Origin of the sequence: Terribacillus jepli (assembly GCF_047228925.1) — a bacterium.
In the GTDB taxonomy this organism is placed as follows: Bacteria; Bacillota; Bacilli; order Bacillales; family Amphibacillaceae; genus Terribacillus.
This window is the reverse complement of record NZ_JBFEGH010000015.1, coordinates 30,167-51,012: the sequence shown is the minus strand read 5'-3', so window position 1 is coordinate 51,012 and position 20,846 is coordinate 30,167. Positions and strand designations below refer to the sequence as shown.

Below are 20,846 nucleotides of genomic sequence, written 5' to 3'. Positions count from 1 at the left end.
AAATGAATGGCAAATGAATCTATATAAGAATAGGGGAGATTGCGAAAGGGGTTATAGTTGTGGGAAATGATTTAATTAAAGGCGGTTATGATGCAGTATTCAGTCTAGGGGATTTGTGTCTTGGGGCAATCCAAATGAAAAAGAACAATCTCCGGCCATTTTCAGGCCCGATTGATTGGATGGGATCCCCTTTGCTTACAAGCGTTATACAACTGTTTGAAAAGCGCTTCGCCGATTTCATGCTGCTGGAGAATCTACGCATTGCTGGATACGCATCAGATGACATGCTGCTTGTCTCGGATGATAAGAACCTTATCATGTCAAATCATGATTTTGATACGGCTAATAATAGTTTGAGCCAGCTTACCACGTATCCCAGCGTGAAGGAGAGGCTGGATCGCCGAGTGGATCGGCTGTTGGAAAAACTGATTACAGCTCAACGCATTTTGTTCATCAGGACGAATGCGACTCTTGAGGATACAGCGGAGCTTCAGCGTGTTCTGCGATCGATCATTGAAAATGATTTTCGTATTTTAGTTGTCAATCATGGCCCTGTCTCCGGCATCGTGGAAAAGCATTGGCCAATTGATAATGTCTATAGTGTCGAGCTTCCGGACGGGGAGATATGGGAAGGGAATAATGCCTTATGGGCTCAGTTATTTCAGGACGTCTACCTTATTTGACAGGAGGTACGTATGAGTATGCGGATCTTGATTACGGGAGCTAGCGGATTCACTGGTCAGCATGCAGTACGGCACTTCCTGGATAAGGGCTATACCGTCCATGCTGTAATTCGACGTACAAAGCTGGACTTGAATCGGGAAGCATTGCATATTCACTCTCTTGATTTGAGTGACAAGGAAGCTGTGCATACACTGCTGGAGGATACAAAGCCAGACTATATCCTCCACCTTGCAGGAGAGAGCAGTGTGCCGGAATCTTGGAAAACACCTTTCAAAAGCTGGCAGGCAAATGTAGGATCAACGCTTCATCTTGTTGAAGCGATTCGGGCCCTGGAGCTTTCAGCACGCATAGTGATTGCTGGAAGCGTACTGCAGGATGAACTGGACAGGGCGGTATCGCCGACTCACCCGTACAGTCTTACCAAAACGATGCAAACGACGGTTGGGCTGGCATGGCATAATCTATTCCAAGTCGATGTGATGGTTGCCAAGCCTTCCAATATAATAGGTCCCGGAGTTTCGAATGGCGTCTGTACACTATTTGCGAAACAATTAAGACAGCATCAAGAATCCGGAAAAACTCAAATTCAGGTTGGTAATGCCGCTGTGACACGTGATTTCATCGATGTCAGGGATTTGGTGGAAGCATATGAGACATTATTTCTTAATGGAAAATCAGGAGAAACGTATGAAATCACTTCCGGACGTTGGGTATCTTTGGGAGAGGTACTGTCTGTTTTCCGTAAAGTGAGTAAATTCGACTTTACCGTTCTGTCAGAAACGGAAGAGGCAATGGAAGCAAAGCTGCCGATGATGGCGGAAAAAATAAGGGCCCTCCATTGGCAGCCAACCCGTTCCTTGGAAGCATCTTTGGCAGATGTTTGGCAATATACGACCCAGCTGTAGAGTGTTCACAGATTCTTTACACGAAAATCTATGGGTTTGAGTTGTATGTGGTGCCCACATGCCATATAGTGAACCCATAGGAGGTGTATATATGGGTATTTTTGATTCCTTTAAAGAGCTTATCGGCAACAAGATAAGTGATATAGCACCAGAAGAGCTTGTAAATAAAGCGGGTGAGCTGTTGAACGGAGAGCAAGTGACCGAGCAGGCGCAGCAAGCTGTCGATCAAGTAACGGAAGCGACAGGCGTTGATGGTCTGGCAGATCAAGCTGCGGAGCTTACTGAACAAGGAACAGCAATAGGACAGGAAGCAGCTGAACAAGGGACAGAAGCTGCACAAGGCCTGGCAGATCAGGCCAATGACGCTGTTGGGAACCTTACGGAGAAAGCACAGGATTTCCTGTCGAATTTTACAGATAAATTGAAATGAACGAAAGACCCTTCCGGTTTCAGGAGGGTCTTTCGTTCATTTCCTTAGCCATTACGGCTTCCAATGGAATATCGCCACCGAATAAATCCAATGCGCTGCCAATGGTGTAGCACATCCGATCATCTGTCAGCTTCCGGAACAGGTCGATATCATCAAGGGAACGCATACCCCCTGCATATGTTGCCGTGATGGGCATATGTGAGGCCAGATGGGATACGAGTTCTTCTTGGATTCCATTCCGCTTTCCTTCCACATCAACTGCATGGATGAGGAATTCATCGCAGAATGCTGCCAGTTTCTCTAAATTCTCCGCATTGACTTCAAAATTGCTGCGCTTTGTCCAACGATCGGTGGCTACATACCATTTGCCGTCATGGTACGTGCAGCTTAGGTCGATGACGAGTCGTTCCTTGCCGACAGCCGAAGTGATTTTAAGAAGCCGTTCTTCATCGAGCATGCCGTCATGGAATATATAAGATGTAACGATGACGTGGCTTGCGCCAGCATCAAGAAAGTCTGCCGCATTATCAGGACGGATGCCTCCGCCGACTTGCAAGCCTCCAGGATAAGCTTGCAGTGCTTCCTTGGCTGCCTGCTCATTACCGGGGCCGAGCATGATGACATGTCCTCCTGCAATTTGTTTTTGCTTGAAGAGGTCAGCGTAGTAAGCAGAATCATGCGTGGATACGAAATTCTCGATGATATGGTCATTCCCAGCTGTAATCGAGGAGCCGACAATCTGTTTTACCTGTCCATTATGTAAATCGATGCATGGGCGGAACAACAAATGAATCCCTTCTTTCTATCTATTGCTCCAAGTATAAAGGAAACAGACCGCCATAGGAAGGGCAGTCTGTCGAATTCATGCGCTGTGCCGGCCGCGCAAAGTCCAGATTTGATAGATCATAATAAGGGACATGAGGATGGTCAGCCCAGTCAGTACGATCCAGCCTGCCATCAGATAAGGGTTTGTTGCTTGCTGGACAGCCTCGCTTGTCAGGTAATCGCGGAAATAATAGCAAGCGAAAACGGCAATGCTAATGATCAATAGAAACGCAAGGATCCCTTGGACAAGCTTGCTTTTCGTTGTACCAGCTTCTGCTTGATATTGATTAGCCCAGCCATCTTTTTTATCATTGGACATTTTTTCAGCCCAGACTTGTGCAAAGGTAATGAGATTGACCCATAAGTATAACTCCGGACTGATCAGCAGGAAGGCGAGGATCACGTCAATGGGTCGATGCATCGGTGTCTTCAAGGCCAGGATTGTATTGAGAATGGAGGCGAGGACTATTGGAATCACCCAAACCCAAGACCATACAAATTGATCTGTTGCAATGGCAGCACCCAATAGAAGAATGAAAAAGACTCGTACAAGCAAATCCATCATGGATTTCAGCTGGGATCGCCACAGATGTCCAGTATGCCTCGTTTTCATCAACAAATCGCGGTCGGTAAGCAGATTCACTGTGCCGGAACTCCATTTCAAACGCTGCTTGCGAAATGTGTGATAAGAGCGCATTGCATCAACGAAGCAGCGAGCCTTCGGACTAATCAGCGTCTTCCAGCCATTTTTTTGAAGCTGCCAAGTCAACAGCATATCTTCTACATCCGTGTCGTTTTGCCAAGGTCCGTCCAGTTTATTGCTTTGCATCACCTCGTACAAGGCTTCCGGTCGGAAAAGCGTAGCTTGGCCGCCAAGTACATACGTGCTGCCGCCGCGATATTGCAAGCTAAGCAGCCAGCTGGCCATATCTTGCTTTTGCTGGTGTGTCCACCATCTCGACATTGCACCGCCATACTCACCGCTTTCCAGTTTTTCCTCATAATAAGGATCAGCCTTGGACAGCATGCTTTTCTTTTTCGGCATACGCATTGTGTATTTCGCCATTACGCCGCCGATATTACGGGCGCTCATCAGTCCATCCCATAAATGCTGTAATGCACGCGGAGCCAACCGACTGTCAGCATCCATTCCAAGAATGGCCTTGACAGATCGTTGATATGCAATCTCGTAGTCGGTACGTTCCATTTCGTAGATATCCATGTTGTCGCCATAGATGGCTTTCCAAACGGCGTTAAGGGCTCCAACTTTTCGCTGCTTATTATTTTCTGTTACGATAAGCTCAATAGATAATCCGAGTTCTTCAGCAGTTTCTTTTGCCACCTCTTCCGTTCGATCCGTACAATTGTCCGCTACAACAAAGATGTCAAGCTCCACTCCGCTTGGCAATACCTGCTCTTTCAAACCAGTCAGGCAATCATTGATCGCTTTCTCTTCATTGTGAGCGGGAATGAAGGCTACAATTCTTGGACGCATGTAGGTACGCTTTATGCGTGGCAAAGCACGTGTTTCCATGCTGCCTGGTACTGTCATCATCTTACTTCTTTCCTCCTTCTTTTTATAACGAGCAGGCTTACAGGAAGTTAACACGTGTTGTAGAAGTTGTCAGAAATTAAATCTGCTCTTGCTTTTGAAAAACTGGTTCATAAGTCACATAATAGCATAGCAAAACCTTGATGGAATGATGAATCGTTAGTCAAATAAGGGGAATATTCGCAATGGATGCGTCAACTGTTGCCGAATGATGAGGAATATATTAACAGTTCTTAATCTCTATTATAGGAAGGGTGAATAGGTAAATGGACATAAACATACAAGCAATTGAACAACATATGTTAGAAAATAAGCAGACGGATACGCTTGTATTCGGAATGGGATGTTTCTGGAGCCCGGAGGCAAATTTCGGTCAGCTTCCAGGTGTCATCCAGACAAAAGTCGGATTTGCAGGCGGATCGAAATCCAATCCGACATACCGACAGATGGGAGATCATACGGAAACGGTTGGAATCACTTTTGATCCGGACACAATCTCTCTTGAATTGCTGCTCCGCAAATTCTGGAGTGATCATAATCCAAACCGGCCTGCCTACAAGGAAAGGCAGTATATCAGTCTTCTCCTGTATCGGAATGCAGAACAGAAGATAATGATGGAAACCATAAAACGTCAGCTTGAAGGTGATCGAGATGAGCCGATCTATACAGAAATCTCTCCCTTGCATGACTTTACCGAGGCAGAGCCGCATCATCAGAAGTATTACTTAAAGCGTTTCAAAAGGGCGACAGAACTGTTATTGCGTCATTTTTCGGATGAAACGGCATTTCACTCCTCCACCATTGCAGCTCGTCTGAATGGGTTTGTCAGGGAATACGGCACATTGGCTTCCATTAAGCAGGAAATATCTCAATGGAATATTCCTTTAGAAGAGAAGAATCGACTGCAGCAGCTGCTGGATGATTTGAAATGGTAGAGACACGCATTGGTTTTCGTCGGACGCAGTTCCCGAACCAAGTCGATATCGAGCAAATCGGTCCAGCTTCCAAGGAAGAACTGTGTCATTTACTGGAAGATGCGAAGAATGTCATGGGGAAAAGTTCCTGTGTGCATACTAGAGTAACTGTATGTCTGGAAGATAAAGGTTATGACACCTTACATTCGCTTTTGATCGATCATGGGTATGATTTATTTGCCAGGAAGTATCTATTTCGCAAACAGCTGGCAGACGAATTGCAGCTTCCCAGTCATTATCGTTGGGAGAATATCGGAATGGGTGAAACAGATGAGAAAACATTTTCGTATATTTGGAAATCCTGCATGTCGCAGTCGGCGAATCGAACATCTACTCGTTCGATAGAGGAGCAGCTGAATGATGTCAGAGCACTTCTTGGTGAAAACTGGCGTTTAAGCTGTCGAATCGTTTATCAGGATGAAACGCCGGTTGCCATGACGATCCCTCATTTGGAACCAGGAAGAGAGAAGGAAGGTCGTATCTATTATATTGGTACCTTGCCATCAGCCAGGGGTAAGGGGCTCGGTCAAATCGTGCATGCTGCCAGCCTTAAGATGTTGAATGAAATGGGCGCTGCCGTATATGAGGGAAGCACCCATGCAGAGAATGTACCGATGCAGCGTGTGTTCGAGAAGAATGGCTGTACAGTAACGGGTAAAATCGCAACCTACTATAAAGGTTTATAGCACCGATTTGTGTCCGCTTTCGATATACTGGTAGAGAAGATACATAGCAACCGATAAATAGAGGGGGATATAGTATGTACAAGCTTGTGGCAATAGATATGGATGGGACATTATTGAATGATCAGCATGAAGTGACGATGGAAGTGCATGAAGCGCTCCAAGAAGCAAAAAAGCTGGGTGTGAAGATCGTTTTATGTACGGGTCGGCCGATTCATGGCGTTTATCGCTATTTGGAAGAACTCATCCTGAATGAAGACGGAGATTTTGTCATTGCCTTCAATGGTGCACTTGTCCAGAATGCTCATACAAATGAAGTCGTGTCACAGTTATCTCTATCTTATAGTGACTTCATCGATTTGCATCAGCTCAGTTTGAAGCTCGGCACACCAATGCATTACTTCGATTCGGAATACTTATATACATCAAACCGCGATATCAGCAATTACACAATATTGGAATCATTCATGACGAAGATGCCTCTTCACTACCGGGCTGTCGATGAGATTTCCAGGGATGTGCTCGTACCAAAAGTGATGTTCATCGATGAGCCAGAGCGCTTGAACGAGACGATTGTCAATATACCGGATGAGTGGAAAACACGCTTTACGATGGTGCAGAGTGCGCCATATTTCTATGAAATTTTACATCCCGAAGCCAGCAAAGGACGTGCAGTGAAGCAACTCGCTGAACAGCTCGGTATCAAACGGGAAGAGGTAATGGCAATCGGAGATAATGGCAATGATTTATCCATGATTCAATACGCCGGCTGCGGTGTGGCAATGGAAAATGCCATTTCTACTGTGAAGGAAGCAGCTGATTATATTACAACATCCAATAATGCACATGGTGTCGCAGAAGCAATTCGGAAGATGATTCTGAAGGTGGGACAAGCATGATCCGCATCGAGAATGAATCATTGAGCGTGGAGATTGCGGAATTGGGAGCAGAAGTGAGAAGTGTGCTGCATAAGGGTACCGAGCTCTCCTATATGTGGAGCGGAGACCCTGCTTATTGGGGCCGGGTTTCCCCAGTCCTTTTCCCGATTGTCGGACGTTTGAAGGACGGACGTTATACTGCTGAAGGTAAGACATACGAACTTTCCCAGCATGGTTTCCTGCGGGATGCTGTTTTCGAAGTGGCTGAGACACAAGCCGCTTCTGTTACATTTACATTTGAATCCAACGGAAAATACCTGGGGGTTTACCCGTATGAATTCCGCGTGGAAATAGGTTACCGTCTGGAAGAAGATCGGCTGTATGTGGAATGGAAAGTGAATAATCTCGAAAAGGATAAACAGATGTACTTTTCCATTGGTGCTCATCCAGCCTTTCGTGTCCCGCTTAAGACTTTTGAGGAAGCTGCTGATTATAAGCTGCACCTGAAGCCTGTAAAAGATGAGCAAGTCACAACTTATGAGCTTGTTGATGGATTGATCCGAATGAAAGATCAGCCGGCTGTATTGCCTGCTGTATCGATTCAGTCGGCGCTATTCGAGAATGATGCGCTTGTGTACGATGGAATCGAAGAGGTGCGTCTTGAATCCAGCGAGGGGAATGGGGTAGCGGTCTCACTGCAAGGTTTTCCGTATGTTGGAGTCTGGTCCAAGTATGATGCCAAAGCAGGTACGATCGCTCCTTTCGTATGTATCGAGCCATGGTTCGGAATCGCTGATACGATAGATTCCACAGGTGTTCTATCCGAAAAGGCAGGGATCCAGCAGCTGGCGCCTGAAGCTGCATTCACGACTTCTTATCAAATGACTTTTTTCTAAAAAAGGCAGACCGCTCCTTTTGAGGCAGCGGTCTTTTTAGGTTTGAAAAGAGCCAATCATGGTAAACTAGCTAATATTATTAGAAGGTAGGTATGACAAACAGCATGAGTTTTTTTACAGCTTTGTTCGTTTTATTATTAGCGGTCATCCTTTCAACCGCAGTAAGTAAGATATTGCCTTTGCCGCTTGCGTTGATTCAGATTGTTTTGGGATTGGGGGCATCTTTACTTCCGCTTCACTTGTCTCTGGAATTCGAGCCTGAGTTATTCATGATCTGTGTAATCGCTCCGCTTCTGTTCAGTGAGGGACAAAAAGCCTCCCGAAAAGAATTATGGCAGCTTAGGACCCCGATTATATTGCTTGCTTTCGGACTTGTATTCCTTACGGTCGGGCTTGGTGGATATTTGATTCACTGGCTGATTCCATCCATGCCGCTTGCAGTTGCTTTTGCCTTGGCTGCAACGATATCCCCGACGGATAATGTAGCAGTGAAATCAATAACACGTGGATTGAAGCTGCCATCGAATGTCATGCCGATATTGGAAGGGGAGTCACTGTTGAATGATGCGGCTGGTATCGTATCTTTCAAGGTGGCACTTGCCGCTGCGCTGACCGGTGTCTTTTCATTCGGGGGAGCTTCGGGTGAATTCCTGTTCGTCTCCATAGGCGGATTGATCATTGGTGCTGTGGCAGGATATTTGATTGTCACCATCAGGCTGCAATTGTTGAAATACGGCTTCCAGGACGATTCCATGCTTATCGTCCTACAGATAATGACACCATTCTTCCTTTATGTACTCGCAGAAGAAGTACATGTTTCAGGCATTCTGGCAGTCGTTGCCGCCAGTATCATTCACGGAATAGAACGTGATCGCCTGCAGCAGACGACTACCAAGCTGCAAATATTGTCCAATAATACGTGGACAATTGTTGAATATGTATTGAATGGTCTTGTTTTTGTCTTGTTAGGATTCTTATTGCCCGAAGTGTATCAGGGAATTCAGGATACGAATGAAATTGCCATGAGCCGTTTGTTCGGGGTTATCATCATCGTTTTCCTTGCTTTATTCTGCATCCGTTTCCTATGGGTGTACAGTTTGTATAAACCTTTTACAACACTTCCAAAGAGCCGGATGGAGCGTTTTATTTCCAGGAACTATCTAATGAAAGAAAAGGCAGAGGAAACCGAAAATGTGGGACGCACCTTTTATGCCCTCATCATGGCTACGAGCGGAATCCATGGGACAATTACGCTGGCGACGGCATTGTCCATCCCTTTTTATCTTGATGACGGGTCGCTATTCCCAATGCGGAATACAGTATTGTTCGTAGCAACAGGAGTGATCCTGCTCAGTCTGATATTCGCAGCAGTAGCGTTGCCGATCATAATTCCCAAACCAGTGAAGAAAGATGATGGAATGCTATCATTCAAGGAAGCATACCGTCTGATCCTGAAACAGACGATCAATCAGCTGCAGGCGGACGCTGTCAGGGAAACACAGCTATCGGTTAACTTGGTTGTGCGTGACTTGGAAGAACAGCTTGTTGATTTGGAGAAAGGGATATTGCAAGATCCGAATAAGCAAACGATTGAATCCTTGATCAAAGTAGGCAGGGAAGCAGAGCAGAGACGCATTGAAGACATGGCAGCAAAAAATGCGGTTTCTGAAGAAGCTTATCAATTGTATCAGGTGCTTATCACCCAGCCGGAGCAATACATTGTCAATACTACCTTCAGCAGGGTCAGACGAGCATTCCAAATAGCCAGGATCCGACGCAAGTTCCGTAAGCGATGGAAAGAGAATTGGGATCTGCATGCAGAACAGATTCTCAGCAAAAATCCGGATGTCGGGAATGAGTTGAAACATTTGCGAGCTGCCGGGGCACAAGCAGCTATCGATGCTATACGGGAGAAGACCAATTCCTCAAACCGACATGAATCCTTGATTGTGACACAGATATACAACAAAAAATTAGTTGGGCGCTATCGTTCTTTCGAAAGCGACGAAGCATATCAAGAGCAGCATCATAAGTTCCGGATGCGCGCGATCCGGATGGAGCGGGATGCGATTCATGAATATGTACAAGAAGAACGTATATCTGTGGCGACAGCTGCTAAACTAAGAGAAGCTGTAACTTATGATGAAATGGTCGTTTTAAGTGTGGATTCCTCTCACTGAGCACAGCCTTGTCCTTCCTTGGGCAAGGCTGTAAACTCAAGATTAGTAGTTTGACTATTCTCAATATATTTATTTTTGATATGGTTCTACGTATTGTTGAATTAATATGGCATAATAGGACTCGTTGTGAAAAATATGTTTTACTTTGATGACTAACATCGTCGCAGTTTTGGCTATATATGCGAAAGGGGAACAACATGAGTTATATTATCGGCATCATCGGTTTATTCGTGTTTCTGGGATTAGCTTGGATTGCTAGTTCGAATAAAAAAATGATCAAGATTCGCCCGATCATCATCATGATCGTCCTGCAGCTTGTACTTGGATTCATACTATTGAATACAGAAGTAGGAAACTTCTTGGTGAAAGGAATTTCGGACGGTTTTAACCTCTTGCTTGGCTATGCAGCTGAAGGAATCACCTTCGTCTTCGGTGGATTGGTGAATGTGGAAGGATCCGTATTCTTTATGAATGTCCTGCTGCCGATCGTATTTATTTCTGCTTTGATCGGTATCCTTCAATACTGGAAGATCCTGCCGTTCATCATTAAATATATCGGTCTGGCTCTAAGCAAAGTGAACGGTCTGGGGAAATTGGAATCCTTTAATGCAGTTGCATCGGCTATTCTGGGTCAGTCAGAAGTATTCATTTCCTTGAAAAGACAGCTTGCCTTGCTGCCGCGCCATCGTTTGTATACGCTTTGTGCATCTGCAATGTCGACTGTTTCCATGTCTATCGTTGGATCGTACATGACAATGCTTGATCCGCGTTATGTCGTTACGGCACTTGTGTTGAATCTGTTTGGCGGTTTTATCATCGCCTCCATCATCAATCCATATGATGTGGATCCTGAGGAAGATATGATCGAGGAAGAAAAAGGCGAGAAGCAATCCTTCTTCGAAATGCTCGGGGAATATATCCTGGATGGTTTCAAAGTTGCGATTGTTGTTGCTGCGATGCTGATCGGTTTTGTTGCATTGATCGCCATGATCAATAATATCTTCCTGGGTATTTTCGGCATCAGCTTCCAAGACTTGCTTGGTTATGTATTTTCACCATTCGCATTCCTTATGGGTGTGCCTTGGACAGAAGCAGTTGATGCAGGAAGCATCATGGCTACGAAGATGGTATCAAATGAATTCGTTGCGATGCAAACTCTATCTGGCGGAGACTTTGTTTTCAGTGATCGCGTTGTTGCCATCGTGTCTGTATTCCTTGTTTCTTTTGCGAACTTCTCTTCTATCGGTATCATTGCCGGTGCGGTGAAAGGTTTGAACGAAAAACAAGGAAATGTTGTAGCGAAATTCGGTTTGAAGCTGCTTTACGGTGCTACACTTGTCAGCTTCCTATCTGCAACGATTGTTGGTCTATTGATGCCATAAACAAGAAGAACATCACGCAAAGCGTGGTGTTCTTTTTTTGTTACTTGACGTAAATAGATATCTTAAATATACTTACTTACATAAAGTAAGTTATGAGGGGGATCCTGAATGCACTATCAACAACCACCGCAGACTTATATTGGTCAAGTGAAGCTACGTGTAGCAGATCTGGCACAATCTGTTGCTTATTATACAAAAGTTATCGGGCTGCGAATCATAGAAGAAAGCCAAGGTAAGGTATCACTGGGAACCGGAGGCGAAATCCTGCTTTATCTCGAGGAAGGACAGGGGCTTCAAAGAAAACCGGATCGGCATGCTGGTCTGTATCATTTTGCCTTGCTGCTGCCATCACGAGCAGATTTGGCGGATGTAGTGAAATTTTATGTGTTGAATCGAGTTCCATTCGGAGCATCTGATCATGGTGTCAGTGAAGCGATTTATTTGAATGATCCGGATGGGAATGGTATTGAGATATATGCAGACAAGCCGGATGCAGACTGGGTTTGGATCGATGGAGAAATCCAGATGACTACGGATCCGCTCGATGGGGATAGTTTATTGAAAGAAGCATCCGAGAAAGAGTGGCATGGTCTTCCGGATGGTACGATCATGGGACATATCCATTTATACATGCGTCATTTAGGTGATGCAGCTGCTTTTTACAATAATGTGCTAGGCTTTGAGACCGTCGTCTCCGGATATCCTGGTGCGTTATTTGTCTCCACAGGACGTTACCATCATCATATTGGGCTGAACACATGGCATGGAGCCAATGCTCCTTCTGTAAATCCAGATGAAGCTGGTATGGAGTGGTTCAGTATCGTCTTTCCGGATGAAAAGACACTCCTGGCAGCAGCGGCGAGGGCAAAGGCAACAGGATTATCAGTCAATCAGGAAAATAATGTGTATATCCTCAAAGATCCGGTAGGTTCGAATGTAAGATTGGTCCTGCATGAATATTGATGAAGCGACACAATAGCAGCTGCTGTTGTGTCGCTTTTTATTTATATGCCATAATGATAGAACTCAAGTGAAAAGGGGTTTATGAATGAAAGATTTGATACAGAAACTCAAGCAATTCATTCCTGTTGAGGTGCAGTTTTCGGCAGAAGGCAGTTTGCTGCATTTATTGACAGCTGAAGAGGAGCCATGTGGCTTGGTGGATATAGATGACAATGGGGACCTCATTGGATTTGACTTACAAATGACGATGCCGGCAAAGACAGGAACTGATGCACGGCTGATCGCCGAGCGATTTGCTGCTGTTTTCTATCCGGAGGAAGTTGAAGTAATGCAAGCAGAACCAGCCGAGCATAGCATGGTGATTCTGTTAGCCGAAACGGATCCGGTTCACCATTTGCCGCTACCTGGAGCAGGATTGACTGTGGAGGTCCATGATTCGGGCTTTGTAACGGCAGCACAGCTTTATCGAATTCCGTATAAGTTGATCGACAGTGATGCATTGATGGATATGGAAGAAGCAAAAGGGAAATTGCTTGCTGAAGCACCTATCATTCTTGCAGCTGAAGGCGACAAGGCGGTTTATAAGCTGTCGGATCAGGTTATTGGCGTGCACACAGACGGTACAGTTTTATACACCGAATTACCGCCGGTACTATCGGATATCGAGGATGAACTCGAGCCAGGGGATTGGGCAAGCATGATGGGTATGACCGATGATTTCATCAATTATTATAATGAAAATGATGTGCAGCTTTGGGCAGAAAAAGTTATTGTGGATCAGCATCCGATCGAGGATATACCAGATCAAATTGCCATCAGGAAGAATCAAGATGTGCTGTTTTATTCTGGGGCTACGCCATGGAACAAAAACAGGAGATGGATGGAGGAAGAGCTGAAGCAGCAAGCTGTTCACTTTCTTTCCGAAGTCGTTGACCAGCCTTTGGAGGAGTGGAAGCATGCAGGATCGCAGCTGGCCGCGGATGCTGCGATCGAGGATGAACTCGAGCCGGCCTGCATTTTCCTTTTCGCTTATACAAAGTCTGGTATTCCTGTAGAAGGAGTCGAAGCGAGCATCCATGTCGGTATCCATTCCGGATTGATCAGGGAATGCATCGTCGACAGATTGCCGGATAGTATCCAAAATGAAAAACAGGTTTCTGTCGAGCAAGCGAAACAGCAGATTGCCGAATTATTGCAGCTGCAATTAGCCTGGGTTGCTTTGCGGGAAGAAAATCAATATGAACTAGTGTATGTACGAACGTAAAAAAAGATAGAAACAGGTTTCCTTCAGCATGATAACGGTTACGTAATAGATGCCTGATAAATTCCAGGCTATCTTACATAAAGGGTGATCGCATGTTCAGTATTGGTGAAATCATTTTTATCTTGCTGTCCTGTGCCTTCTTCATGGCACTGGTCGCAGTCGTATCTTACTATATGACGAAAGGACATGTCAGCACGGCAGATGAGTATTTCCTTGCCGGTCGCGGATTGACGGGAGTATTCATAGCAGGTTCTTTACTGTTGACGAATTTATCTGCAGAGCAGCTGATCGGCCTGAATGGACAAAGCTTTACCAACAATATGTCGGGCATGGCGTGGGAAGTGACAGCTGGTCTTGCAGCAATCATCATGGCGATCTTCCTGCTGCCAAAGTTCCTTGGCATCGGAATTTCCACCATACCGGAATTCCTGAGCAAACGGTATGATGAGACTGTGCGGCGATTGACCGTCATGTTGTTCCTGCTCGGGTATATGTGTGTGACAATTCCTTCCATGCTCTACTCAGGCGGTGTATCCGTCCTCCAATTATTCGACCTTCCGGAGCTTCTGAACATTTCATATACACAGTCGTTGTGGCTGACGGTTTGGTTCGTCGGTATAATTGGTGCCATTTATGCGATATTTGGCGGACTGAGAGCAGTGGCAGTATCTGATACACTGAACGGGATAGGGTTGGTCATCATTGGTTTTCTTGTCCCGATACTTGGCTTTATCCTGCTCGGAAACGGAAACATGGTGGAGGGGATGAAGCATATTGTGCAGAATAGCCCGGAGAAGCTGAATGCCATTGGGAGCAGTACAGACAATGTTCCGTTCTTTTCCATTTTTACGGGTATCCTATTTGCCAATTTGTTTTATTGGGCGCTGAACCAATATGTCATTCAGCGAGCTTTAGGGGCGAAGAATCTGGTGGAAGGACAAAAAGGTGTCCTTTACACAGGGTACTTGAAGCTATTGGTTCCAATATTCATGTTGATACCTGGAGTCATCGCATTTCATTTGTATGGCGATTCGATCGGGAATGGGGATTTGAGCTATCCGACACTTGTCAGTGATGTATTGCCGGTATGGATGCTGGGCTTTTTCCTTGCTGTATTATTCGGCGCCGTGCTGAGCAGTTTTAACTCCATCTTGAATAGCGTCGCTACTTTACTGGTACTGGATATCTACCAACCTGTTTTCGAACCGGATGCTTCGGACGATAAATTGATCAAAGTCAGCAAGATTCTTGGAATCATCATTGCACTGGTTTCCTTCTTTGTGGCACCATTTCTTATGTATGCACCCGATGGGTTATGGAATCTCATCAGGCAGTTTACAGGCTTTTTCAATATACCGATTCTTGTCATCGTACTGATGGGGATGATCTTCAAGCGTGTACCAGCTTCAGCTGCTAAAGTAGTGATCATATTCCACGTCATCGCTTACTATATGATGGTGTGGGGATTCCGGCAGATATTCGATTGGGATCCTGGTATCAACTATATTCACGTGTACGGGATTTTGTTGGCAATCGAGGTCGCATTCATGCTTATAATGGCCAAAGTAAAACCGTTAAGATCAATCAAACCTATCTTTTATGCGGAGAATGGGGAGGATCATCTTGTCCCGTGGAAGCACGCCATACCCGTATCTATCACATTGATCTTTTCAATTATCGTTTTTTATGTCATCTTTTCACCGATAGGGTTAGCTTACGAAGACGCAGCAGTATCGACCTGGTTCTGGCCGGTGATTGCAATACTTGTTGTATCAAACATCTTACTTTATCTCGTCTCCATAAAAGTATGGCATAACAAGTATCGCAAGTATGTTGCAAGACAAACAAAGAGCGCTCGTAACACACGCCTAAGCGAGGATTGATGAAAGCAAAAAAGCCACTCGGAAGAGTGGCTTTTTCATTGCTACTGAGCACACAGCAGCAAACAAAACAGAAATATTTTGGGGGTATCCTGTTTGTAAGACATTCTAACAGAAATAATGCTGAAGTGCAAAATATTTGTTAAGTTTTCGTAAAGTGATTGCCGTCTCGTGCATGTATTTGCCCTAGGATGCTATCAACTGTATATAAAGGACGCTTTTTTACTTCAGCAAAAATTGTACCAATATATTCACCGATGATACCGATTGCCATGAGCTGCAATCCACCGAGCAGCCAGATGGAGATGATCAGGGAAGTCCAGCCTGCATCCGGGTCGCCGAAAAATTTCTGTAAGGCTGCATAACCAGCTGCCACCATGCTGATAAGAAACAGAACAAAGCCGACAACAGTAATGAGACGGATAGGAGCTACGCTGAAGGAAGTGATGCCTTCAAAGGCAAAATTGAGCATTTTCTTCAATGGATATTTTGTTTTTCCGGCAAGCCGGGGTTTCCGCTCATAAGTTACGATGTCGGATCGAAACCCGATTTGCGGAATGATTCCTCTGAGGAAGAGCTTCGATTCGCTGTAACGGTTTAATTCTGTAAGGGCCCGACGGTTCAGCAGCCGATAATCGGCATGATTGGAAATCAGCCGGATTCCGAGCATCTCCATCAGCCGATAGAAGAGTGCTGCGGTATTTCGCTTAAAACCGGTATCGGATGTACGATCATTCCGTACACCATAAACAATTTCATAGCCTTCAAGAAACCGGAGCACAAAAGTCCGGATGACAGAGATATCGTCCTGTAAATCAGCATCCAAGGTAATGACACAATCGGAGTAATCCTTGGCATGCATCATACCAGCAAGCAGTGCGCGCTGATGACCTGCATTGGCTGCCAGTTTGATGCCAGTAACAAATTGATTGGCCAGGTGTTCTATCTTGATCAGCTGCCAAGTATCATCCTTGCTGCCATCATCCACAAACAAAATTGTGCTTGCAGGCGAAATAAGCTGCTCCTGAATCAGTGCTGCCAGTGTCGACGTAAGTTTGGAACATGTATCTGTCAAAATTTCTTCTTCGTTATAACAAGGAATCACTAATGTCAGTACAGGCAATGAAACAGTCATTTTTTCCTCTCCTTCAGGAACGAACTCGATATAGATGGACTTTCCAAGCGGAGTCGGGATGTTCGAAGCTCCGTTCAAATTGCAGATCATTGGCGGCGGCATTTTCGATCAAGACCGACGACAACACATAAGTTCCGCCTAATTTGCGTAAAACTTCTGTATCCAATTCGAGATCCTTGATTGTACGCTCGGTATTTTTGCGGAAGTCATAATGTTTTCCAAGCTCGGCAGAGAAAATGTACAATCGGCTGCCCCACTCATCGAAGTAGCGTTTCAAGTCTTTGCTCTTTGCCAGTTCATCTGCAATGACCTCACGAAAATGGTGCTTGTAGTCCAATGGGATGATGTTGTTATATGTATCGACCGTGTAAAAACCGTTGTATTGAGCGATAGCAGGATGCAAGCCGATGCTGGCCACTTTATAAGTATCTTGAGGAAAACCAATATACTCGCGTATTTCCTTGAATTGTTCCACCGCATAAAAAGCCTCGACGCTAGGTGTGTTCTTATAAAGGCCATACACGATTTCTTCATTGGATAATGCCAATACGACAAGCTGCAAGCATAGACAAATATAGACAAAAACCCTTATGCCCCGCCTACCTAACTGCCAGAGCAAATAACAAGCCAATCCGAAGCTTGCGTAGATGACGAGTGGACGGAGGAAATGGAAGCGGGCAAAATTGAAAGCAGAAAGCAGATCGATATGCTCCTTCGGCATTTTCCAAATCTTATTGAACCAGAGGGCGTACCAAAAGGATAGCAGCAGATTCAGAGCTGTCAGACCGAGATATACGTTCATTGGCCTCGTTTTTCTACGGCAAAAGAGAACCAAAAGCAAAGTGATTGCCAATACTGGAAGGATGATGAAAGTGTGTAAAGTCATCACATGATTATGTCCCAGTAGGAAGTTTTTCCAAAACAAGCGGAGTGTTTGACTAAAATCCTGTCTGGAAGATACAAATTCAACACGATGCATTGTCTCTGAACCGGCTATCATTGTGTAGACAAGCCGATAATCTGTTGCTAGGAACAAAGCCGTCATCCAGATGATACTTCCCAAGAAACGCAGGTTCAGCCTGCGATAGCGAATCAAATCAACTAGCCAGACCACTCCCATGAGCACGAGAAAGAAGAAGAATCCCAAAACGAAACTCGCGTACAGCGGTAATAATGAAATGGCAAGCCAATGCTTCCAGTTTGCTTTATTTGCCCGAATGGATAAGAAAGCCCACAGTGCCAATGGATGCCCCATTGTGCTTAGCATCCCGGATGGCCAAAAAGGTGTCAGTGCGAATGCAAGAGAAACAAGAGCCACAATCCAATGTGCTTTGACGTTGCGGATGATGTGTGTACGAAGCAGCAAATACATACCAAGAAATGCAATCAGTCGGGTAAGCAGCTGGCTGATTGCGTAAGCCGTCATTGTCGAAAACCAAGCATGGAGCCAAACGATGAGCGTCCATTCCGTACCTAGTGCATCCCGAGGCAGTCCGTTGATGATCTGGGGAATGACTGCATGGACGCCGCCAAACATTTGACCACTTTCAGCGAGTACTTTATACCACGCAAGGTTGGAGTCAAGATTATCATGTACCCGGATATGAGCCTCGTTACCAAGCAGGAATAGGGGGGAGACGAAAATAAGTATCGCTGCCACACAAAGTATGACAGCTTTTTTGTTTGCATATGACCGCACTATTCCCACATCCTCCCAAAGTAGTGCTGTTAGTATGCAGCATCAGACAAAGCTCTATGCAAAAAAAATACCCGGGATGCTAAGCATCCGCAGGTATGCGTAATATATAGGTTGATTCGAAATCGGCTTGGGGCAGGGGTTTGGAGAACAGATAACCTTGCACTTCCTTGCAGCCGAGTCTACGAAGTTCTTGCAGCTGAGCCTCGGTTTCCACTCCTTCAGCAATTGTATGCAGCTGCAGGTTTTCAGCGAGCGACTGAATCGTGGCAACGATGGTTTGGTTATATTCGATATTTTGAATGAACGTTTGATCAATTTTAAGAATGTCGACTTGCAACTTATCCAGATAGTTTAAGGAACTATAACCAGTACCGAAATCATCAATACTGATTCTGACACCTGTTTCGCGCAATTTCTGCAGGATTGTATTTATCTTTGTTTCATTCTGCATCACAACGCGTTCGGTTATCTCCAGCTCCAGCATGCTTCCATTCAAGCTGAACTGCTCCAGTCGTTCTCGAAAGAAGCTGGGGAAATCATCTTGCAGGAACGTAATGACGGGATGGATATGCAAGGGATGTGGCAGCTATCGACTTGTTCCCGCCATCTGGAAAGGCATGCCATCACTCGCTCAATAACGCTGCGTTCAATCGCGACAATCAAGCCGCTCTCTTCGGCAATAGGTATGAATACATTCGGCGGGATGAAGCCGCGTTCGGGATGAAGCCAGCGCAGCAATACTTCGGCTCCGGTGATTTTGCGGGAGAAGCTATCGAATTTTGGCTGGAAATACAGGCTGAAGGCTCTAACATCAATGGCCCTTTGCAATTCATGTTCGATTTCGAAACGAAGCACCTGTTTCTCCGCCATATTGGGATGAAAAACAGTATATCCATTTCCGCCATTTTCCTTTGTTTGATACATGGCAATGTCCGCATATTTATAGAGACTATCCATATCATTAGCATGATCTGGATAGGATGCGATACCGATGCTAGCCTGTAAGACGAGTTCGTAATCCTGAAGCCGCATTGGCTGTCGGGATTGTAAAACAATGGATTCGGCAAGCTGGATGGAAGACGTTTCTGGAACAATAAGCAGAAACTCATCTCCCCCGATCCGATTGACCGTTCCTTTTCCGTCAAGGATTCCTTCAAGTCGGGCAGCTGTTTCCACCAAAACCTTATCTCCAAAGGAGTGCCCGAAGATATCATTGATTCGCTTGAACAAATCGTAATCGATCAGCAGGATGCTGAACGATATCCCGTTGTCCGCATAATTCTTCATCTGCTTTTGCATCAAGCGGCGGTTTGGCAGTTTGGTCAGATCGTCATGATAAGCAAGGAATTCCACTTGTTTGGCTGTTTCGATCGTATTGGTGATGTCCTTTATCACCAAAAAATAACCGACAATGTGGTGCTTCAAAACCGTTGGTATGCCGGTGACATGAACATCCACCCGTTCACCGGATTTTCGCAAGAGTTTCGTGTCCCAGTGATGGGAACTTCCGCTCTGGATAATGTCCAGGCTGTCGTGAAATTGCTCCTCATCTGGAAACAGACTTGCTGCTTCTAAATGCTTGATCCTCTCTCCGTCACAGCCGATCAATAACTGGCTTTCCTGGTTGGCGTGCTGGATTGTCCCATTTTCTCCGACTGCCAGGACAGCGTAAGGGTTGTCGTGGAATAAGGAGTCATAAAGCTGGCTTGTTGTCAGCAGAGCCCTGTTTCTATAGAGCAGAGGAATGACGGTCAAGGCTGTGTTTGTAATCAGAACGACAGCTGTCGGCAACAGGAATTGCAAATAATGAGATACTGCTGAATTATAGGAAGTGAAAGCTGCAAAGATGCTATAACCTAATCCGACAATAGCGATTCCTGACATTAGACTCCCAAATAGCAGCAGTAATTTGTTCCACTTCCATTCTTCTCCATTGGTATACAGATTGAGAAAACGGAATAAAGAGAATACAGTCGATTGTGTCAAAACAGCCGAAGTCAGTACTTCGATAGGATGGATTTCAAGTAATGACGGATACAGGGAAAACGGTGTGAACATATGTATCATATATATCAAAAAGGCCAGCAGGAAGCTGATCAGTAAGTCATACTTTGTGTTTCCGATTGGGTTGCGGATTACCCGCAGGATTAAACCGCCACTGATGGAAGTTACGAGGAAGTTGATGGCAAAGAAAAGCCAAGTTGCTTGCTGGGCAGGACCGGCATCAATGGACAAAGTGAATGAATATGTGGCTGATACGGCACTCAATCCGGTTCCCAAGGATACTGCTGTCACTTTCCAGGCGCTGACCGCAGTACGCATCATATGCTGGCTGGCGTATAATACGAGCCTGGTGAGTATACTTAAGAGCAGTATGCTGGTGATTGTAAATGATAGATGTATACCTTCTATAAACGACAGCAACGTCTTTCCTCCTGCGACTAAAGTAAGGATTACCTGAATTGGACAGGCATGGTAACATAAGTTTATCAGATAAACACGAATCATGGCGCAAA

The 20,846-nt window shown here is 45.3% G+C and carries 18 protein-coding genes; 12 read left to right on the top strand and 6 right to left on the bottom strand.

The features are described from left to right. The first annotated feature begins 59 nt into the window (after nt 1-59). The 3 genes from AB1K91_RS15680 to AB1K91_RS15670 all read left to right on the top strand — a co-directional run bounded on the left by AB1K91_RS15680 (nt 60) and on the right by AB1K91_RS15670 (nt 2,019). The gene (locus tag AB1K91_RS15680) at nt 60-683 is read left to right on the top strand and encodes a DUF1796 family putative cysteine peptidase (RefSeq protein WP_413091154.1); all 624 of its coding nucleotides are present in this window, start codon (nt 60-62) and stop codon (nt 681-683) included. Between the two features lie 12 nt (nt 684-695). Next, nucleotides 696-1,589, top strand: a complete 894-nt coding sequence (locus AB1K91_RS15675; protein ID WP_413091153.1) for an NAD-dependent epimerase/dehydratase family protein — start codon at nt 696-698, stop codon at nt 1,587-1,589. Nucleotides 1,590-1,680: 91 nt separating this feature from the next. After that, nucleotides 1,681-2,019 (top strand): hypothetical protein, encoded by a 339-nt coding sequence (locus AB1K91_RS15670; protein ID WP_413091151.1) that lies wholly within the window; start codon nt 1,681-1,683, stop codon nt 2,017-2,019. 19 nt (nt 2,020-2,038) lie between these two features. Here the strand turns inward: AB1K91_RS15670 and hisA are convergent, their stop codons facing one another. Further along, nucleotides 2,039-2,806 (bottom strand): phosphoribosylformimino-5-aminoimidazole carboxamide ribotide isomerase, encoded by a 768-nt coding sequence (gene hisA / locus AB1K91_RS15665; protein ID WP_413091149.1) that lies wholly within the window; start codon nt 2,804-2,806, stop codon nt 2,039-2,041. A 75-nt stretch (nt 2,807-2,881) separates the two neighbouring features. Continuing rightward, a complete protein-coding gene (locus AB1K91_RS15660) occupies nt 2,882-4,399 on the bottom strand; it encodes a glycosyltransferase family 2 protein (protein WP_413091147.1) in 1,518 nt (505 codons plus the stop codon). 263 nt (nt 4,400-4,662) lie between these two features. On the opposite strand from AB1K91_RS15660, the gene AB1K91_RS15655 reads away from it, so the two are divergent. From AB1K91_RS15655 to AB1K91_RS15615, 9 genes are all read left to right on the top strand, one after another. Beyond that, nucleotides 4,663-5,331 (top strand): peptide-methionine (S)-S-oxide reductase MsrA, encoded by a 669-nt coding sequence (locus AB1K91_RS15655; RefSeq protein WP_413091145.1) that lies wholly within the window; start codon nt 4,663-4,665, stop codon nt 5,329-5,331. Next, a complete protein-coding gene (locus AB1K91_RS15650) occupies nt 5,325-6,056 on the top strand; it encodes a GNAT family N-acetyltransferase (RefSeq protein ID WP_413091144.1) in 732 nt (243 codons plus the stop codon). Before AB1K91_RS15655 ends, AB1K91_RS15650 begins: the two co-directional genes overlap by 7 nt. Nucleotides 6,057-6,130: 74 nt before the next feature. Next, nucleotides 6,131-6,952 carry a sugar-phosphatase gene (yidA, locus tag AB1K91_RS15645; protein WP_413091142.1) on the top strand — a complete coding sequence of 274 codons (822 nt, stop codon included), beginning with the start codon at nt 6,131-6,133 and terminating at the stop codon, nt 6,950-6,952. After that, nucleotides 6,949-7,827: an aldose 1-epimerase family protein gene (locus AB1K91_RS15640; RefSeq protein ID WP_413091141.1), complete on the top strand. Its 879-nt coding sequence runs from the start codon at nt 6,949-6,951 to the stop codon at nt 7,825-7,827. Before yidA ends, AB1K91_RS15640 begins: the two co-directional genes overlap by 4 nt. A gap of 92 nt (nt 7,828-7,919) precedes the next feature. Beyond that, on the top strand, nt 7,920-10,007 hold the full coding sequence (locus AB1K91_RS15635) for a Na+/H+ antiporter (protein WP_413091139.1): 2,088 nt from the start codon (nt 7,920-7,922) through the stop codon (nt 10,005-10,007). Between the two features lie 197 nt (nt 10,008-10,204). Further along, the gene (locus AB1K91_RS15630; protein WP_413091137.1) at nt 10,205-11,389 is read left to right on the top strand and encodes a NupC/NupG family nucleoside CNT transporter; all 1,185 of its coding nucleotides are present in this window, start codon (nt 10,205-10,207) and stop codon (nt 11,387-11,389) included. Nucleotides 11,390-11,497: 108 nt separating this feature from the next. Next, nucleotides 11,498-12,352: a VOC family protein gene (locus AB1K91_RS15625; protein ID WP_413091135.1), complete on the top strand. Its 855-nt coding sequence runs from the start codon at nt 11,498-11,500 to the stop codon at nt 12,350-12,352. A gap of 85 nt (nt 12,353-12,437) precedes the next feature. Beyond that, complete coding sequence (locus tag AB1K91_RS15620; RefSeq protein WP_413091134.1) at nt 12,438-13,616, top strand: hypothetical protein; 1,179 nt, start codon at nt 12,438-12,440, stop codon at nt 13,614-13,616. A gap of 92 nt (nt 13,617-13,708) precedes the next feature. After that, nucleotides 13,709-15,499, top strand: a complete 1,791-nt coding sequence (locus tag AB1K91_RS15615) for a solute:sodium symporter family transporter (RefSeq protein ID WP_413091132.1) — start codon at nt 13,709-13,711, stop codon at nt 15,497-15,499. 139 nt (nt 15,500-15,638) lie between these two features. On the opposite strand, the gene AB1K91_RS15610 is transcribed toward AB1K91_RS15615, so the two are convergent. The 4 genes from AB1K91_RS15610 to AB1K91_RS15595 form a co-directional block, all read right to left on the bottom strand. Continuing rightward, complete coding sequence (locus tag AB1K91_RS15610; protein WP_413091130.1) at nt 15,639-16,631, bottom strand: glycosyltransferase family 2 protein; 993 nt, start codon at nt 16,629-16,631, stop codon at nt 15,639-15,641. A gap of 13 nt (nt 16,632-16,644) precedes the next feature. Continuing rightward, on the bottom strand, nt 16,645-18,339 hold the full coding sequence (locus AB1K91_RS15605; RefSeq protein ID WP_413091128.1) for a DUF6044 family protein: 1,695 nt from the start codon (nt 18,337-18,339) through the stop codon (nt 16,645-16,647). Between the two features lie 70 nt (nt 18,340-18,409). Next, nucleotides 18,410-18,904, bottom strand: coding sequence for an EAL domain-containing protein (locus AB1K91_RS15600; protein ID WP_413091127.1), 495 nt, complete (start codon nt 18,902-18,904; stop codon nt 18,410-18,412). Next, complete coding sequence (locus AB1K91_RS15595; protein ID WP_413091125.1) at nt 18,823-20,754, bottom strand: putative bifunctional diguanylate cyclase/phosphodiesterase; 1,932 nt, start codon at nt 20,752-20,754, stop codon at nt 18,823-18,825. Before AB1K91_RS15595 ends, AB1K91_RS15600 begins: the two co-directional genes overlap by 82 nt. Between the last annotated feature and the right edge of the window lie 92 nt (nt 20,755-20,846).

Excerpts from the sequence above, each read along its gene's own strand:
- AB1K91_RS15675 (WP_413091153.1), top strand. The coding sequence starts at position 696 with ATGAGTATGCGGATCTTGATTACGGGAGCTAGCGGATTCACTGGTCAG.
- AB1K91_RS15670 (WP_413091151.1), top strand. The coding sequence starts at position 1,681 with ATGGGTATTTTTGATTCCTTTAAAGAGCTTATCGGCAACAAGATAAGT.
- AB1K91_RS15660 (WP_413091147.1), bottom strand. The coding sequence starts at position 4,399 with ATGATGACAGTACCAGGCAGCATGGAAACACGTGCTTTGCCACGCATA.
- AB1K91_RS15655 (WP_413091145.1), top strand. The coding sequence starts at position 4,663 with ATGGACATAAACATACAAGCAATTGAACAACATATGTTAGAAAATAAG.
- AB1K91_RS15650 (WP_413091144.1), top strand. The coding sequence starts at position 5,325 with ATGGTAGAGACACGCATTGGTTTTCGTCGGACGCAGTTCCCGAACCAA.
- yidA (WP_413091142.1), top strand. The coding sequence starts at position 6,131 with ATGTACAAGCTTGTGGCAATAGATATGGATGGGACATTATTGAATGAT.
- AB1K91_RS15640 (WP_413091141.1), top strand. The coding sequence starts at position 6,949 with ATGATCCGCATCGAGAATGAATCATTGAGCGTGGAGATTGCGGAATTG.
- AB1K91_RS15635 (WP_413091139.1), top strand. The coding sequence starts at position 7,920 with ATGACAAACAGCATGAGTTTTTTTACAGCTTTGTTCGTTTTATTATTA.
- AB1K91_RS15630 (WP_413091137.1), top strand. The coding sequence starts at position 10,205 with ATGAGTTATATTATCGGCATCATCGGTTTATTCGTGTTTCTGGGATTA.
- AB1K91_RS15625 (WP_413091135.1), top strand. The coding sequence starts at position 11,498 with ATGCACTATCAACAACCACCGCAGACTTATATTGGTCAAGTGAAGCTA.
- AB1K91_RS15620 (WP_413091134.1), top strand. The coding sequence starts at position 12,438 with ATGAAAGATTTGATACAGAAACTCAAGCAATTCATTCCTGTTGAGGTG.
- AB1K91_RS15615 (WP_413091132.1), top strand. The coding sequence starts at position 13,709 with ATGTTCAGTATTGGTGAAATCATTTTTATCTTGCTGTCCTGTGCCTTC.
- AB1K91_RS15610 (WP_413091130.1), bottom strand. The coding sequence starts at position 16,631 with ATGACTGTTTCATTGCCTGTACTGACATTAGTGATTCCTTGTTATAAC.